General features: G+C 66.5%; 16 protein-coding genes. 5 read left to right on the forward strand and 11 right to left on the reverse strand.

Going from position 1 to position 14818, the window contains the following annotated elements:
- Window positions 1-31: 31 nt before the first annotated feature.
- The 3 genes from NI1_RS00925 to NI1_RS00935 all read right to left on the reverse strand — a co-directional run bounded on the left by NI1_RS00925 (window position 32) and on the right by NI1_RS00935 (window position 2443).
- Window positions 32-1291 carry a KasA/KasB family beta-ketoacyl-ACP synthase gene (locus tag NI1_RS00925; RefSeq protein ID WP_067813125.1) on the reverse strand — a complete coding sequence of 420 codons (1260 nt, stop codon included), beginning with the start codon at window positions 1289-1291 and terminating at the stop codon, window positions 32-34.
- Between the two features lie 95 nt (window positions 1292-1386).
- Window positions 1387-1983, reverse strand: a complete 597-nt coding sequence (locus NI1_RS00930; protein WP_067813126.1) for an SRPBCC family protein — start codon at window positions 1981-1983, stop codon at window positions 1387-1389.
- Between the two features lie 16 nt (window positions 1984-1999).
- A complete protein-coding gene (locus tag NI1_RS00935; RefSeq protein WP_067813128.1) occupies window positions 2000-2443 on the reverse strand; it encodes a phage holin family protein in 444 nt (147 codons plus the stop codon).
- Between the two features lie 118 nt (window positions 2444-2561).
- Here NI1_RS00935 and NI1_RS00940 point away from each other — a divergent pair, with 118 nt between their 5' ends.
- Window positions 2562-3545, forward strand: a complete 984-nt coding sequence (locus NI1_RS00940; protein WP_067813129.1) for an oxidoreductase — start codon at window positions 2562-2564, stop codon at window positions 3543-3545.
- Between the two features lie 24 nt (window positions 3546-3569).
- On the opposite strand, the gene NI1_RS00945 is transcribed toward NI1_RS00940, so the two are convergent.
- Window positions 3570-4082, reverse strand: coding sequence for a mycothiol transferase (locus tag NI1_RS00945; RefSeq protein WP_067813131.1), 513 nt, complete (start codon window positions 4080-4082; stop codon window positions 3570-3572).
- A 285-nt stretch (window positions 4083-4367) separates the two neighbouring features.
- Here NI1_RS00945 and NI1_RS00950 point away from each other — a divergent pair, with 285 nt between their 5' ends.
- Both NI1_RS00950 and NI1_RS00955 read left to right on the forward strand, forming a co-directional pair.
- Window positions 4368-5525, forward strand: coding sequence for a transcription termination factor Rho, short form (locus tag NI1_RS00950; protein WP_067813134.1), 1158 nt, complete (start codon window positions 4368-4370; stop codon window positions 5523-5525).
- A 9-nt stretch (window positions 5526-5534) separates the two neighbouring features.
- Window positions 5535-6200: a DNA alkylation repair protein gene (locus tag NI1_RS00955; protein ID WP_067813136.1), complete on the forward strand. Its 666-nt coding sequence runs from the start codon at window positions 5535-5537 to the stop codon at window positions 6198-6200.
- On the opposite strand, the gene NI1_RS00960 is transcribed toward NI1_RS00955, so the two are convergent.
- Window positions 6197-6472 carry a YggT family protein gene (locus NI1_RS00960; protein WP_067813138.1) on the reverse strand — a complete coding sequence of 92 codons (276 nt, stop codon included), beginning with the start codon at window positions 6470-6472 and terminating at the stop codon, window positions 6197-6199. The genes NI1_RS00955 and NI1_RS00960 overlap by 4 nt on opposite strands.
- Window positions 6473-6626: 154 nt before the next feature.
- Between NI1_RS00960 and NI1_RS00965 the strand changes: the two genes are divergently transcribed.
- Complete coding sequence (locus NI1_RS00965) at window positions 6627-6875, forward strand: hypothetical protein (RefSeq protein WP_157534876.1); 249 nt, start codon at window positions 6627-6629, stop codon at window positions 6873-6875.
- Window positions 6876-6881: 6 nt separating this feature from the next.
- Here NI1_RS00965 and NI1_RS00970 read toward each other — a convergent pair whose 3' ends face one another.
- The 6 genes from NI1_RS00970 to NI1_RS00995 all read right to left on the reverse strand — a co-directional run bounded on the left by NI1_RS00970 (window position 6882) and on the right by NI1_RS00995 (window position 13972).
- Window positions 6882-8066, reverse strand: coding sequence for a Cmx/CmrA family chloramphenicol efflux MFS transporter (locus NI1_RS00970; protein WP_067813142.1), 1185 nt, complete (start codon window positions 8064-8066; stop codon window positions 6882-6884).
- Window positions 8067-8352: 286 nt separating this feature from the next.
- Window positions 8353-9453 carry a lysylphosphatidylglycerol synthase transmembrane domain-containing protein gene (locus NI1_RS00975; RefSeq protein ID WP_084522438.1) on the reverse strand — a complete coding sequence of 367 codons (1101 nt, stop codon included), beginning with the start codon at window positions 9451-9453 and terminating at the stop codon, window positions 8353-8355.
- Between the two features lie 234 nt (window positions 9454-9687).
- Window positions 9688-10740: a hypothetical protein gene (locus NI1_RS00980; RefSeq protein WP_067813145.1), complete on the reverse strand. Its 1053-nt coding sequence runs from the start codon at window positions 10738-10740 to the stop codon at window positions 9688-9690.
- A gap of 80 nt (window positions 10741-10820) precedes the next feature.
- The gene (locus NI1_RS00985) at window positions 10821-11231 is read right to left on the reverse strand and encodes a hypothetical protein (protein WP_067813146.1); all 411 of its coding nucleotides are present in this window, start codon (window positions 11229-11231) and stop codon (window positions 10821-10823) included.
- The gene (locus NI1_RS00990) at window positions 11228-13426 is read right to left on the reverse strand and encodes an MMPL family transporter (RefSeq protein ID WP_067813147.1); all 2199 of its coding nucleotides are present in this window, start codon (window positions 13424-13426) and stop codon (window positions 11228-11230) included. Before NI1_RS00990 ends, NI1_RS00985 begins: the two co-directional genes overlap by 4 nt.
- Before the next feature lie 30 nt (window positions 13427-13456).
- Window positions 13457-13972, reverse strand: a complete 516-nt coding sequence (locus NI1_RS00995) for an MTB12 C-terminal domain-containing protein (RefSeq protein WP_067813149.1) — start codon at window positions 13970-13972, stop codon at window positions 13457-13459.
- A gap of 119 nt (window positions 13973-14091) precedes the next feature.
- On the opposite strand from NI1_RS00995, the gene NI1_RS01000 reads away from it, so the two are divergent.
- Window positions 14092-14697, forward strand: coding sequence for a hypothetical protein (locus NI1_RS01000; RefSeq protein ID WP_067813151.1), 606 nt, complete (start codon window positions 14092-14094; stop codon window positions 14695-14697).
- The last annotated feature ends 121 nt before the right edge of the window (window positions 14698-14818 follow it).

Consider the following 14818-nt stretch of genomic DNA (forward strand, 5'->3'; position numbering starts at 1 on the left):
ATCCCGAGTTGGGGGGATCCACGGAAATCGCTCAGTAGCGGCCGAACAGTACGGCGGCATTGTGACCGCCGAAACCGAACGAATTGTTCAGCGCGAACTCGACCTCGCCCTGGCGCGGCTTGTTGTGCACCACGTCGAGATCCACCTCGGGGTCGAGGTTTTCGAGGTTGAGCGTCGGCGGAATCACCTGATCCCGCAGGGAGAGCACCGAGATGATGGCCTCCAGCGCGCCGACCGCGCCCACCGAATGCCCGAGTGCGCCCTTGGGCGCGTAGACGGAGGGATGGTTGCCCACCGCGGCCGCGATGCCCTTGGCCTCGGCCAGATCCCCGATCGAGGTGCCGGTGGCGTGCGCGTTGACGTGATCGACCTCCGAGGCGCTCACCCCGGCGGTCTGGATGGCCCGGCGCATGGCCCGCGCGCAGCCCAGACCCTCGGGATCCGGTGCGACCATGTGGTATCCGTCGGCGGTCAGGCCCGCCCCGAGCAGCCTGGCGATGGGTTTCGCGCCGCGCGCCAGGGCGTGGTCCTCGGCTTCGATCAGCAACAGTGCCGCGGCTTCACCGAATACGAAACCGTCGCGGTCCTTGTCGAACGGGCGGGAGGCGCGCTCCGGTTCGTCACCGCGGGTGCTGAGCGCGCGGGCCATGGAGAATCCGGCGATCGCGACGGGATTGATGTAACCCTCCACGCCACCGGCCACCACCATGTCGGCGTCGCCGAGAATGATGGAGCGCCAGGCGTGTACGAGCGCCTCGTTGCCGGACGCGCAGGCCGAGACCGGGGTGACCAGGCTCGCGCGGGCGCCGATATCCAAGCCGACCACGCCGGATACGCCGTTCGGCATGCTCATCGGCACCGCGAACGGCGACACCTTGCGATAGCCGTGATCACGCATGGCGTCATTGGCGTCGACGATGCTGTCCGCACCGCCCAGTCCGGTGCCGATGCACACGCCCAGCCGATCCTTGTCGACCTCGGGCGCACCCGCGGTCTCCCACAGGCGTTTTCCCATGACATACGCCATTTGCTGCACGTAACACATGCGGCGCTTCTTGACCCGATCCACCTCGAGAGTCGGATCGGCGACCAGTTTGCCGCCGATGGTGACCGGTAGTCCGAGTCGCGTGATCTCCGGGTCGGTCAGGGTTTTGATGCCGCTGGCTCCGGAAAGCAGTCCCTGCCAGGTGCCTTCGGTATCCGGTGCGATGGACGTGGTCATTTCCACGGCCGTCACCACCACATTGCGGAATCCGCCGGTGCGAGTGGAGAAGCTTTCGAGCGTATGCACTTATTCATCCTTTTCGACCAATTTGCAAGCACTGGTGAGAAATTGGGAAGCGCCTGCGAGGCTAGCCCGAAAGTGCCGGCGGGATCGGACGACACTCAGATGCGGGCCGCCAATCCCTTCAGAGCCAGGCGGGCGAATGGGCGTGCGAACGGAGCCGCCCAGTGCAGTGGTAAGAAGGTGCCGACGCGGGGGCGGGCGGCAATGGTCCAGGTCAGCAGGGTGCCGCCCGCGGTCTCGGTGAGCCGGTAGTCCTCGGCGAAGGAGCGAATCAGGAAGGGAATCGAAATGTGGGTGCCGGTTACGGTGAGCCGGGAATTCCGGTCCTGCGCAATGACTCGTTCCTCGGCGGCGGCCAGCACACCGTCGAGGGTGCGCAGGGCGCCCGCGCGGCGGTCGCCGTCGCGGTAGCGAACGCCATTGACCAGCGGAATCCAGGAGAACATGCCGTCGAGCTGCAAGGCATCCCATACCCGGTGGGCCGGATAGGGGAATTCGCGGCCGACGGTCACCGTGAATGTGGCGTCCTTTTCGAGGAATTCGTCCACATTCGCGGCGGTCAGTGGTCGAACTTCGAAACCCTTGCCGGCCAGCACTTCCCCGGCCCATTTGCGCGCGATCAGGGCGCCGATCGCGGCACCGATCGCGCCGAGGACCAGCAGCACGGCCGCGATGATGATGATTGTGGTGAGCATGGCTCGGCTTCCTCGTTCAGAATCCGGCTGCGCCGCTGCGGGTTCCGCGCAGGTAAGTGCGGGCCGTCGTGCCCGCGTAGGCCGCGCCGGCGACGGTGGCGCGGACGGTCCGCATCTTGTAGAGCTGCCACAGGGCCAGCAGGGCGGCGATACCGGCCGGAATCAGCATGCCGGCGGCGGTGATCAGCAGCGCGGCCCAGTGCGGCAGGCGCATATCCAGCAGATCCACCAGGAACGAGAAGAAGTAAGCGAGGCCGTAAGCGGCGGCGATCACCGCGAAAACCAGGGCCGCCACCGCGATCGCGCCGCGCACGAACTCCTTGAACAGCAAGCGCGCCGCCCGCTCGACCTTCGGTCCGAGCCAGGCCATGAGTTGTGCGCCCAGATGGCGCAGCAGGCGCTCGAAGGCGCCGGGCCGGGTGTCGACCGCTGTGCTGTAACCGTTTCGGTAGCTCGCCACTCGCGGCCCCCTCGTTCGCTCTCGGATACGGCAGCCGACGGCTGCCGGAACTGTCGCATCCTAACACGATCGCGTAGATTGTCTCAGACGGCAATCGCAACCCGAGGAGCGTGCCCGGATGTCCCAGCCGACACCGAATTCCAGCCCGATCATTCCGCGCCGCTGGACCGCCGCCGACATTCCCGACCAGTCCGGGAAGACGGCGGTGGTGACCGGAGCCAATAGTGGATTGGGGTTGCGGACCGCCGAAGCATTGGCGGCCAAAGGCGCGTACGTGCTGATGGCGTGCCGCAACGAAGTCAAAGCCGCAGCCGCGCTGGAACAGGTGCGGGCGGCGGCCGCCGGGCCCAAACCCGAAGTGGTGCCGCTGGATCTGGCCGATCTGACCTCGATTCACCGGGCGGCCGATCATCTCGACGTGCGGGGGACAGGGATCGACCTGCTCGTGAACAATGCCGGAGTGATGGCGTTGCCACGGAATTCGCGGACCGCGGACGGATTCGACGGGCAGTTCGGGACAAACCATCTGGGTCACTACGCACTCACCGGTCTGTTGCTGCCCGCCCTGCTGCGCTCCGGCGCGCCGCGGGTGGTGACCGTCTCCTCGATCGCCGCCTGGGGTGGGGCGATCAACTGGCTCGATCCCAATTGGAATGTGGTCTACCAGCGGTGGCTCGCCTACAGCCAGTCGAAGCTCGCGAACCTGTTGTTCACCGCCGAACTCGATCGCCGGGCGCGGACGGCCGGAACCGTGCTGACCGCGGTGGCGGCGCACCCCGGGCTCTCCGACACCAACCTCTACAACTCCGACGGCGAGAAAGGGCCGGCTGCCCGGCTGGCCGCCGTGCAGCAGCGCATGATCCACTCCATGTCGCAATCGGACCGGATGGGCGCGCTGCCGCAGCTGTACGCCGCCACCATGCCCGACCTGCCGGGGAACGCCTACTTCGGGCCCGGCTTCGAAACCTTCGGGTACCCGCGCCGCACGCTGCGGAATCCCTTGGCCTACAGCCGGTTCCAGGCGTCCAATCTATGGCGGTTGAGCGAGCGGCTCACCGGCGTCGTCTACGGCTGGCCGCGGCAGCGAGTATCGACGGTCTAGCTGATTCGCGAAAGGGGCGCCGGTTCACCTGCGCCGCAGCAGCACCCCGCGCACGAACGCGGCCTGCCCCGAGTGCTGGATATCGTCATCCACCACGCTGATCAACCGCACCCCCAGCGTCACCGGCGGATCCCATCGCGTATCCACGATCCGGGGCAGGTCGGCATCGGTCAGCCCGGATACGTACTCGATCGTCTGCGCATGCACCGCGTCGAAGTATCCGAGCAGCAGCTCCGCCGAAACGCCACCCAGATCGGCCACTTCCGCCGACCCGTGCCCGTACCCGGTGGCGGCATCATCGAACGGCAGCTCGAACCGCTCGGCCCACCCCGCCGCGGTCCACACCTGTTCGAGCCCCGCCACCTCCGCGACATGGTCATCCTGCACCCGGGTCAAATGCCAGATCAGCCAGGCGATCGAATTGGCCCCGGGCTCCACCCGAGCCCCCAACTCCTCCTGGCTCAACCCCGCCACCGCCCCGTGCACGTTCTCCCGTACCCGCCCGAAGGCATCCACCAACAGCTCAGCACTGGTCATACCGTCCTCCAATCCATCCGCGATCGGGTCTATTCCACCTTGCCCGAAGTCGCGCCCTACCCGATGGAATAGCTCGGCACGGTTGCGTGTTGTCGAAGTTGGCGCTACCGTTGGAGCGGTATCCAGCTTGTGGATGTAGGTGAAGACTCCCTCCCACGAGAATCCAGTTCATCACCACGGTTCAGTGTCGTGGTCTCTTTCATTCGGTACGGCTCCGGGCGGATACCGGGCGTACATCATCCCGGCTCGTGTTGCGGGCCGGACTCTTCCCGAGGGGGAAAAATCATGCAGGACAAGACTATTCATAATCAGGCAGATCCGGTCGAGGGTGGGTCGGGGACTGCGGTCACCGGCATCCTCGACATCAAGGACAACCACGCTGTTTTGCGGGTCGACGGGTACCTCGCCGGGCCCGGGGATGCCCATGTACCGACCCGGTTGGTGCGGGAGTTCGGGTTGCGGCGGGGCGATACCGTCACCGGGACAATGGGATTCAGGAAGGACGGGGTCAAGATGGCTCCGTTGGTGACGGTTGACGCCGTCAATGGCATGGCGCCCGGTAAAGCGCTGGAGCGGGCGCGGTTTCAGGATCTGGTGCCGATCTATCCGCAGGAGCGGTTGCGGCTCGAGACCGAGACGCATGAGTTGATCACTCGCGCTACGGATTTGGTGATGCCGGTCGGGAAAGGGCAGCGGGCTTTGATCGTCGCGCCGCCCAAGGCGGGCAAAACCTCTGTATTGCAGGCTATTTCGCACGGGATCGCGAAGAATCACCCGGAATGCCAGTTGATGCTGGTGCTGGTGGGGGAGCGGCCGGAGGAAGTGACCGAGCTGGCTCGGGCGGTGCCGGCGGAGATCGCCGCGGCGACCTTCGATCAGCCCGCGCACGAGCATATCGCGGTGGCGGAATTGGCCATCGAGCGTGCCAAGCGGCTGGTCGAGGCGGGCCGCGACGTGGTGGTGCTGCTGGATTCGCTGACCCGGCTGGCGCGGGCTTACAACCTGGCGGCCGCCGGATCGGGCCGGATCCTCTCCGGCGGCGTCGACGCCGGAGCCCTGGCTCCGCCGAAGAAGTTCCTCGGTGCGGCCCGCAATATCGAAGGCGGCGGATCGCTCACGATCATCGCCACCGCCCTCGTCGAGACCGGTTCGCTCGCGGACACGGTGATCTTCGAGGAGTACAAGGGCACGGGTAATGCCGAGCTGAAGCTGGACCGGCACTGCGCGGACCGGCGCATCTTCCCGGCGATCGACATCGACAAATCCAGCACCCGGAAGGACGAGCTGCTGCTCACCGCCGAGGAGCAGGCCGCGACCCGGTCGCTGCGCAAAACCCTCGCGGGACGTGAACCGCAGCATTCGCTCGAACTGCTGCTGACCGGTCTGCGGCAGACCGAGACCAACCAGGAATTCCTCACCCAGATTCGCGGCGCGGCCAAGTAGGGTGGCCGGGTGGCCGAGACGACCCTGGACCAGGTGCTGGCCGAACTGGCCGCACTCGAGGAACCGAAGATCCGCGCGGTGAACGAGAAGCACGGCGACGATCACGGCGTGAACCTGACCAAGCTGCGGGCGCTCGCGAAACAGCTGAAAACCCAGCCGGAACTGGCCCGGCAGCTGTGGCGCACCGATGACAGCGCGGCCAAGCTGCTGGCATTGCTGATCTGCAAGCCCAAGGCATTCGAGCGCACGGAGCTGGATGCCATGGTGCGCGCCGCCCGCACCCCCAAAGTCCTCGACTGGCTGATCGGCTACGTGGTGAAGAAGAACCCGCATGCCGAGGAATTACGGCAAGCCTGGTTCGCCGATCCCGACCCGGTGGTCGCGAGCGCCGGCTGGGCGCTGACCGCTGATCGCGTGGCGAAGAATCCCGAAGGACTCGACCTCGCCGGTCTGCTGGAGCTGATCGAGAAACACATGAAGGACGCACCGGAGCGGTTGCAATGGGCGATGAACACCACCCTCGCCCAGATCGGCATCGCCCACCCCGAATACCGGGCCCGCGCTCTCGATATCGGCGAGCGCCTGGAAGTCCTGAAGGACTACCCGACCCCGCCTAACTGCACCTCACCCTTCGCCCCGATCTGGATCACCGAGATGGTGCGGCGGCAGGGCTAGAGGCTGAAGGCGACCGCCCGCAGCACCAGCACGACGATGAATACGGCCGTGAACGCCAGATCGATGGAGACATCGCCGACGCGGATGGGCCGCAGCACTTTTCGCACCGGGCCGATCACCGGTTCGGTGAGCCGGTACACGACCGGGCGCACGCGATCGGCCCAGGCGGGCGTATTACCGAGCACCCCGATCCAATCGAGGATGAGCCGGACCAGCAGCACCAGCAGGAACAGCGTCAGGGCGTAACCGAGGATGAGGCCGATGAGGTGCAAGAGGACTCCTTCGTGGGCGTCGACTCCAACGTACCGGCGCGCCGCCCACCCCGGAGCGCAGCAGCGGCAAGATCGTGCGAGTGTCGCGCGGGACCGCCACGGCCATGCGAGAATCTGGCGCTATCGGCCCGCTCACCAAAGATTAGGAGCTGTTGTGCGTTCGAGGTTCTTGCTTGGCTTGCCCGTCGCCGTCATGGCGATGGCCCCGATGTACGCGGTGGCGGCCGCGCCCGCCCAGGCGGGAGTACAGACCTTCACCTGCACCGCGGAGACCTGGGCGGGGGAGGCCCTGCCCGCGGTGACGGTGAACGCGCCCAAGGGCAAGCGGCAGGCTGCCGGTGTCGCGCAGACCGAATGGCGCGGTGTCGCCAAGTTCGCCACCATCGACTGCAAGAAGAACTGACCGGGTTCACGCGTCGGCGCGCACCCGCTCGACCGGGCCGGTACCGCGCCGACGACGACCGGTCAGGACCACGCCTAGCGCAGCGGTCGTGAAAACGACGCTGCACCACCACGCCGTGGCGGGGTGGCCGGTGTGATCGACGGCCAGACCAGCGGAGACCGGGCCGAGCACCGCCCCGATATTGAAGGCGGTGGTCGCCAAGGCGCCGGCGATACGCGGTGCGGCCGGCGCGGCGGTCCGCACAATCGTCGCGATCAGCGTCGACCCGATCCCGAATGCGAGGGCCCCGGTCACCACCGACATCACCATCACCGCGATCAGTGAGTGCGCGGTCAGCGCTGCCAGCAGCCAAACCCCTACGAGCACAACCGTTCCGGCGGTGATGATGCCGCGGCGATGGCTGTCGCTGAAGCGGCCGGTCAGCGTGACGCCGGCGAACGATCCGATACCGAACAAGGCCAGTACGAGCGGCACCCACCGGGCATTCCCGGCGGCGCCGACCGTGATGGTGCCGAGGTAGGTGAACCCGGCGAAGGTGGCGGCGTTGACCAGGATGCCCGCGATCACGGCGACCCGAACCGGCGGCCTCACCACTACGGCCCATTCCCGCCACATCGAAAGCGCTTGCGGCCGATCATCGTTACGCGCATCGCGACCGAGCATCACCCACACCGGCACGAGCACCGCCGCGCTGATGACGGCAACCGCCCAGAACGTCGAGCGCCAACCCCAAACCTGCCCCAGCCAGGTCCCCGCGGGAACACCGGCGATGCAGGCGACAGTCACCCCCGACACCACCACCGAAGTCGCTCGGCCGATCAACGCCGGGCCGACCAGCCCCGGCAGCGCGGCCAATACGATCGCCAAGAACCCGGCATTGGCAACCGCCGCGACGACGCGAGTCACGAGCAATACCCCGAACCCGGTCGCGACAGCGCCGACGATATGAGCGGCACAGAACAATGCCAGGAACGCGGCGACCGAATACCTGACCGGCAAGCGGCCCGCCGCCATCGCCATCAATGGCGCACCCAACACCATCCCGGCCGCGAACAGCGAGGTCAGTAATCCAGCGGTACCGAGCGAAACACCGACATCGCTCGAAATCCGTTCCAGCAATCCCGACACCATGAACTCGGACGTGCCCTGCGCGAACACCGCGACAGCCAGCACGAACACCACAACGGGCATAAGAGAGAACTCCCCGGAAAAAAGAGCGCCGCTGACCTGGCGACACCCTGAACGGTTGCGGAATCGAGCGATTCATCGCCCGACAGCAAGAAGCGACCCTTCCGGCATTGCGAATGCTCGAATGCCGCCGGTCGCTGGGCAACCCGCGGGAACCACACTCACAACGCCGCCCGGCACTCAGGCCGAGCGGCTACCGTTCGGACGCCTCCGGAGAACTCACATCGCCACCTTAACAACACACCGCCTCGAACCGAAGCGGTGACTACGACACCCTGCCCCGTGACGCCTAGATCGCTCGCCGATGGCTCAGCCAGGCGAAAGAGGCTACGCCGAGCGGGATTTGGCACCAGAAGGTGAGCAGGCGGAAGCCGAGTGCGGCGGCGACGGCCACGCCCGCGGAGAGCCCGGCCACGGCGGTGAGTCCGGCGGCAATGGTGATCTCCTTGCTGCCGACGCCGTTCGGTGAGGGCAGCAGCGGCGCCAGCGCGACCGTGACCAGCTCGACCACGAAGGTGTCGGCGAGGCTCAGATCCGTGCCGACCGCGTGCAGCACCGCCCACAGGGCGATCACCATGAGCAGCGGTTGCGCGAGCGCGCACAACCAGAGTGCGGCGGCGCGGCGCGGGCGGAAGGCGGTACCCGCCACCGATTTCCAGGCGGAGGTGGCATCGCGGCGCGTGCGGCGCAGGCGGGCCGGCAGCGCCCGCCACCCACCCTGCGCGGCGATCCGCCGGCGCAGCATCAGCGCACCGGCCGTGACCAGCCCGGTCACGATCACCGCCCCCGCCGCGCCGATCGCCGCTGTGTGCCAAGGGTTGTCGATCACCGCATGCCAGATTCCGGCCGGCTTCGAACCCAAATCGTGCCAGGGGGCTTGCGCGCCCGTGCGATCGATGAGCGCGGGAGTAGCCAGCAACGCCACCACGACCAGCGGAATCCGCACCGCGAACGCCGCGAACCCGAACAGCGTCATCGACGCCACCGCCGTCGTATGACTGAGCCCCGCCTTGCGCAGGAACCGCAACCGGATGAGCAGCGCCGCCGCCGGAATCAACCCGATCGCCGGCACCGCCAGTTGCAGCGCGAACAGCCGCCGCGAACAGGTCTGCGCGGGAATCGACCCGCGCAGCATGAGCACCGAGGTGGGCCACAACCCGAGCGTCGCCAGCAACGCCACCGCCAGCCACTTCGGATCGGCGGTGAGCAACGTATGAATACCGGTCTCGACGGCCTCCCGCTGCCACACCACCGCCGCGGCGATGATGCCGGTGCACACCACGGTGGGCAGCGCTCTGCGGACCACTCCGGGCCCGGCACCGTCCCCACCGGGAACTTCGATACCGGAAACGTCACTCCCGGGAACAGGATCGGCGGAGACTGCCGCCATCAACTCTCCTTGAATCGCGGACCTACTGACATCCGCGACGATGCGGATCGATTGAGATGTGAATCGCGAACACGCAGATCGACATTAACCGGAATTCCGAGGAGACGACCCGCGTTCCGAGACTACAGGGGGCAGGCGTCGGGCAACAGGAGAGTGGGGCGGGTCGCCTCGGAGGGCAGGACTCCCCCGGTGGGTACACCACGGGGGAGTGGCCGGGGTTGGGGTATCGGTGTCTCAGGCGGATTGCAAGATTTCTCGGACGGTGTCGGAGCGGAAGAACGGTGCTACTCGCCGGCGGATCAATCCGGCCAGCACTCCGTCCTGTTTCGCCAATTCGATTACCGGCGGGGCGTAGCGTACGAATTCGTCGCGCAGGAGTTCCGGGGTGACGCCGACTTCCTTCCAGAGGCCGGCCACCGTGTAATCGCCGTAGTATCCCAGCAGGATTCGGGTCGCGTCGCCGATCAATTCGGCTAGGTAGTCGCGATTCTTCACGGTGGTCACCAGGTCGAAGGTCGCGCCGATGAGGGCGCGCAATTCCTCCACTTCGATGAATTCGCGCAGATCGCTGACGGGTTCGTTGGCGAACAGGTCGTAGACTTCCAGGGCCGCCTCGTTCAGCGGCGTCTCTTTGATGACGGTCAGGATGGCGTGGTTGGTGCGCTTCACCGCGTACTGCGCGGCCGCGGCGCCGGCCTCCCCGAGGCGCTCGCCGAATGCCCGGTCGCCGGCATTGAGCATCTTGCCGACCGTCCGATCACCAAGGGAGAGTGCGGATTTCACGACCGGGATCTTCTCGGCGCGGGTGCGGGCGGCATCGGCCGCGCCCGCGACGATGCGATTGACGAAGGTGGCGGCGACGGTGCCGACCAGGGGACTCTGGGCGAACCGGTCGAGACCGCGCTCGAACATGGTGTGCATGCCGAGCACGGTCGCGATCAGGGTGGCGACACCCTCGCGGTCCACCACCTCGCCCAGCCGGAATTCGTCATTGGCGGACAGGTCGTAGAGGGCATCCGCCAGTGCTTCGAACAACTGCCGGTTCAGTGCGCTGCTGTTCAGCAATTCGATGATCGACAATGCGGTCTGCTGCACCGATTCCGGAGCCAGCACTTCGGAGACCTTCATGGTCTCGGCGACCGCGAAGGTATCGCGCAGAATCGAATCCGCGTGTTCGACGAGCGCCTCGCCGGTGACCTGGTCGACGATATACGCGACCGCCGCTTCGAGTAGGCGGTCGCTGATCGCGTCCGCGTCGATTCCGTTCTCCGCCACCTGTTTCGCCATCGCATCTCCCCTTTTCCCGCTCGTCCGCGACGAGCACCGAGAAAAGTGTCCCAGACGGTTTGGGTCGGCGCAAAGCGAAGCTACCGGCCGACCGCCCGGTCTCGTTGCTCCCGGATCTGCCGCTGCCGTTCGGTCAGGTCGTTCTGCTGGAACTCGGTGTAGCCCAGCACCTGGTAGGTCACCACCCGCTGATCCGCGCCGCAGTCCCGCGACAGACGCAGGGTGGAACCGGCCGCGATGTAGTTGCCGGGTTCGTCGAACACGATCTGCCGATCGAAATCCAGGGGTGTGCTGCACACGTAGAACACGTCCACCACGCCCGCCGACGAATCATTGTTGTAGCAGCTGACTTCCAGCCACGACCCGTCGGTACGGGTCGCCTTGCAGTCGATCGTCGCGGTGGAGCCGGGCGCGGCTGCGACGGGAGCGTCGAGCAGACCTCCCGCGACGAGCAGCGCCGCCGACAATGCGAACCATCCGGTGTATTTCATACCGTCACTTCCTGTGCGGTCGTTTCCGCGTCGGGGGCATCCCCGCCGGTCTCGTACTCCGCCATCCCGATCCGGGCCTGTAGCCGTTTCGCCCACGCCGGAGCCCACCAGCAGCGATCGCCCAGAATCCGCATGATCGACGGCACCAGCAGCAGGCGAATCACGCTGGCGTCCAAGATCAGAGCGACGATCATCCCGTAGGCGATGTACTTCATGAGCACCAGATCCGAGAGCCCGAACGCCCCCGTCACCACGATCAGCACCAGGGCCGCCGCGGTGATGATGCCGCCGGTGTGCGCGGTCCCGTACCGGATGGCCTCCGGGGTGTCCGCGCCCTTGGCCCGCGCCTCGGCCATCCGCGACATCAGGAAGATCTCGTAGTCGGTGGAGAGCCCGAAGATGATGGCGACGATGATCACCAGCACCGGGAAGCTCAACGGCTGCGGCGTGAAGTCCAGCAGCCCGGCCCCGTGCCCGTCGTAGAAGACGAACGACAGGAAACCGAGCGTGGCGGTGAGGCTCAGCGCGCTCACCACTACCGCCTTGAGCGGCAGCACGAACGAGCCGAAGGCCAGGAACATCATCAGGAACGAGGCCAGCACCAGAACGGCGAGCAGCCAGGGCAATCGGTCGATCACGCCGTGAATCGAATCCCTTTCCAGCACCGGCAGACCCGTGACATACATGCTCACCCCGGCGGGCGGATCGATGGCCCGCAATCCGGCGATCACCGCATCGGCGTTCTTCGGATCGGCCAGCCCGGATTGATAGACCTTGATGTTCACCCCGTCCTTGGCCACCCCATTGGAGAACGGCTTCTCGAAATTCCCCGTCCGTCCCGGCACCTTGTTCGCCGCCTCGATGATCGCGCCGACGGTGGCCCGATCCGCGCCCTCGATCACCAGCTTCACCGGCGACACCCGCTCCTTGGGGAACACCGCATCGAAATCCTGCTGCGCCGAACGGGTTTCGTTCCCCGGCGGCAGATACTTCTCGGTCAGCCCCGCGAACTCCACGTGCGTGAACGGCAGGATCAACCCGAGCAGCACCAGCATGATCGGGTACGCCAGCAGCGACGGCCGCCGCATCGCCCAGCTCGCCAGCCGCGACCAGAACGAGGCATCGATCTGCGCGCTGGTCCTGGTGCGCGAGAACCGTTCGAAGCCGAAGGCGTCCACGCGCTTACCGAGCACCGCGAGCATGGCCGGCGGCACCGTGATGGAGAGCAATGCGGCCAGCACCACCGCCGTCAGCGCCCCCAGCGCCACCGAGCGCAGGAAGGTCATCGGGAAGATCAGCACCCCCGCCACGCACACCACGATGATGGTCGCCGAGAACACGATGGTCCGCCCGGCGGTCGAAACCGTCACGCGCACAGCTTCTTCGGTGGATTTGCCCTCCGCGATCTCCTCCCGGAACCGGCTCACCACGAACAATCCGTAGTCGATGGCCAGCCCCAGCCCGATCAGCGAGATCACCGCGTCGGCGAATTGATGCACCTGCATCACCCCGGTGAGCACCTTCATCACCCCCCACGCCCCGGCGATGGTGAGCCCGCCCACGATCATCGGCAGCGAGGCCGCGATCACCCCGCCGAAGACGAACAACAGCACAATGGCCACCACCGGCAACGCGATCAAGTGCATGCGATCGATATCGGCCTGCATGGTCAGCCCGACCGCGTCCGCCACCGGCACCCGCCCCGCGATCTGCACCGACAGCCCGGGAATGCCGAGCTTGTCCGCGATCCGGTGGTAGTGGCCGACGCTGTCCTGATCGCCCTCGCCCTGTAATCCGATGGACAGGAACGCCCGGGTCTTGGATTCGTCGATGAACCGGGTCTTGCCCAGGCTCCCGTTCCAATATCCGCTGACGTCCTTGATCTGCGTCCGGTAATCGGTGAGCAGCGTCTGCGTGAGCCGCTTGCCCGCCTCTTCGATATCAGGATCGGTGATGTGCTTCCCGGCCGGCGCGGTGTACAGCGCGATCACATCGCCGTCGAAGTCCCGCCCGAAGGTGTCGTCGGCCAATTCGGTCCCGGCCACCGATTCACTGCTGTCGTCGAAGAACCCCTGCGCGGTCAGCTCGTCCTGATATCCGAGCCCGAAAATCCCCGAAACCCCCATCAGCGCAACGAATCCGGCGATGACGGCGTAGCGGGCGCGATAGGTCCAGCGCCCCATCCATTGGAACACGATCGGATCTCCCCTCCGAAAAGCCCGGGCCTAGGAGGTGCAGGCCGGGGACTTGTAATCGGTCTGGGCGAGAATTCCGCAGATCTCGCTGACCGGAATCTTCCACTCCCCGTTGACCGGGGTCAGATTCAGCGGCGCGGATCGCCGATTGCCATTGCCGTCCTTGTCCAGCCAGAACTCGGCCTCCAGCACCTCGCCGTTGATCACCACGGACCCGGCGACCACGCCGAACGCGGCATTCGGGTTCTCCGACAGCGCCTTCGACAGTTCCGGCAGATCCGAGCGGAACTTCTCGCCGCCCGCCACGATGGCGAGCCGCTGATCATCGGAGACCTGTTTGCCCTTGCCGAACAGGTCCTGCAACTTCTTGTCCAGCTGTTCGGCGGTGAGGGCCGCGGGAATTCCGGCGGCGGTTGTCGCGCCGGTGCCGGTGGTGGGCGCAACGGTAATGGTGACATCGCTGCTGCGTACATTGCTGCCACCGCACCCGGTCAGTGTCAGAGACAGTGCTGCTGCGGCGGCCGCTATCGAAATAGCCGCTCTCATATGTATTTTCATGGCCCCTCCGCGTGATCGTGATCGCAATTTGCGTTTGCCTAGGTGATGGGTCACAGTATGCTAACAACTGTCTCAGTCGGTGTGTATCAAATCTCCAGGGAGGGCCGGTGGAAGGCTCGCGCAAGCCGCCGGGGCCGAGGTTCGCCTACGCGTCCGCATTGCTGATCGCCGCCGCGTCGGTCGCCGGGGGAGGCGGCCTGGCGATGTGGTTCCGGACCCATCCGGGCGCGCCGCCGCCGATCATCGTGGTGGCGGAAGCGCCCGCCGCGAGCTCCTCCCCGGTGCCCACCACACATGCCGAGCAGACCACCGCACCCAAGGCGGCGCGGCCGGCCGAGCCGGTGTTCCCGACTCTCCCGGATGACGCCGCCTATACCGCGGCGCCGCCGAGCGCGCGCCCCGGCTTCGCCGACAAATCGGCGAATCAATACGGCTGGTTCAGTGGTGACGGCAGGTCAGCGCGGTGCGACGAATGGAATCGGGCCACGGTGGTGGGCTCCACCGCGCAGACTCTCTTCGTCGTGTGCGGATCGTATTTCAAGGCTTACGAATTGGCCACCGGCACCCCGATCCGGATCGGGATCTCCGGCGGCGGCGGGGCCTGGGTGGGCGCGGGCACAACGATTTCGGTGCATCTCACCATTGGCGAATTGACCATGGTGCGCGACGGTGACCCTGTCGTGCAGCCGGTGGTCGAGTGGTGGCAACCCTAGCCGCCCGAGCTTGATCGAAACGGCGGACAGCGCGGTCCGCGGCTAGTAGAGTCGGTGACCTGTCTGTCTCAGACAGTAAAGCCGGAGGGGAAACGATGCACGTTTGCGCTGTTCGAAAAGG

The organism is Nocardia inohanensis NBRC 100128, from assembly GCF_001612945.1.
GTDB lineage: Bacteria > Actinomycetota > Actinomycetes > Mycobacteriales > Mycobacteriaceae > Nocardia > Nocardia inohanensis.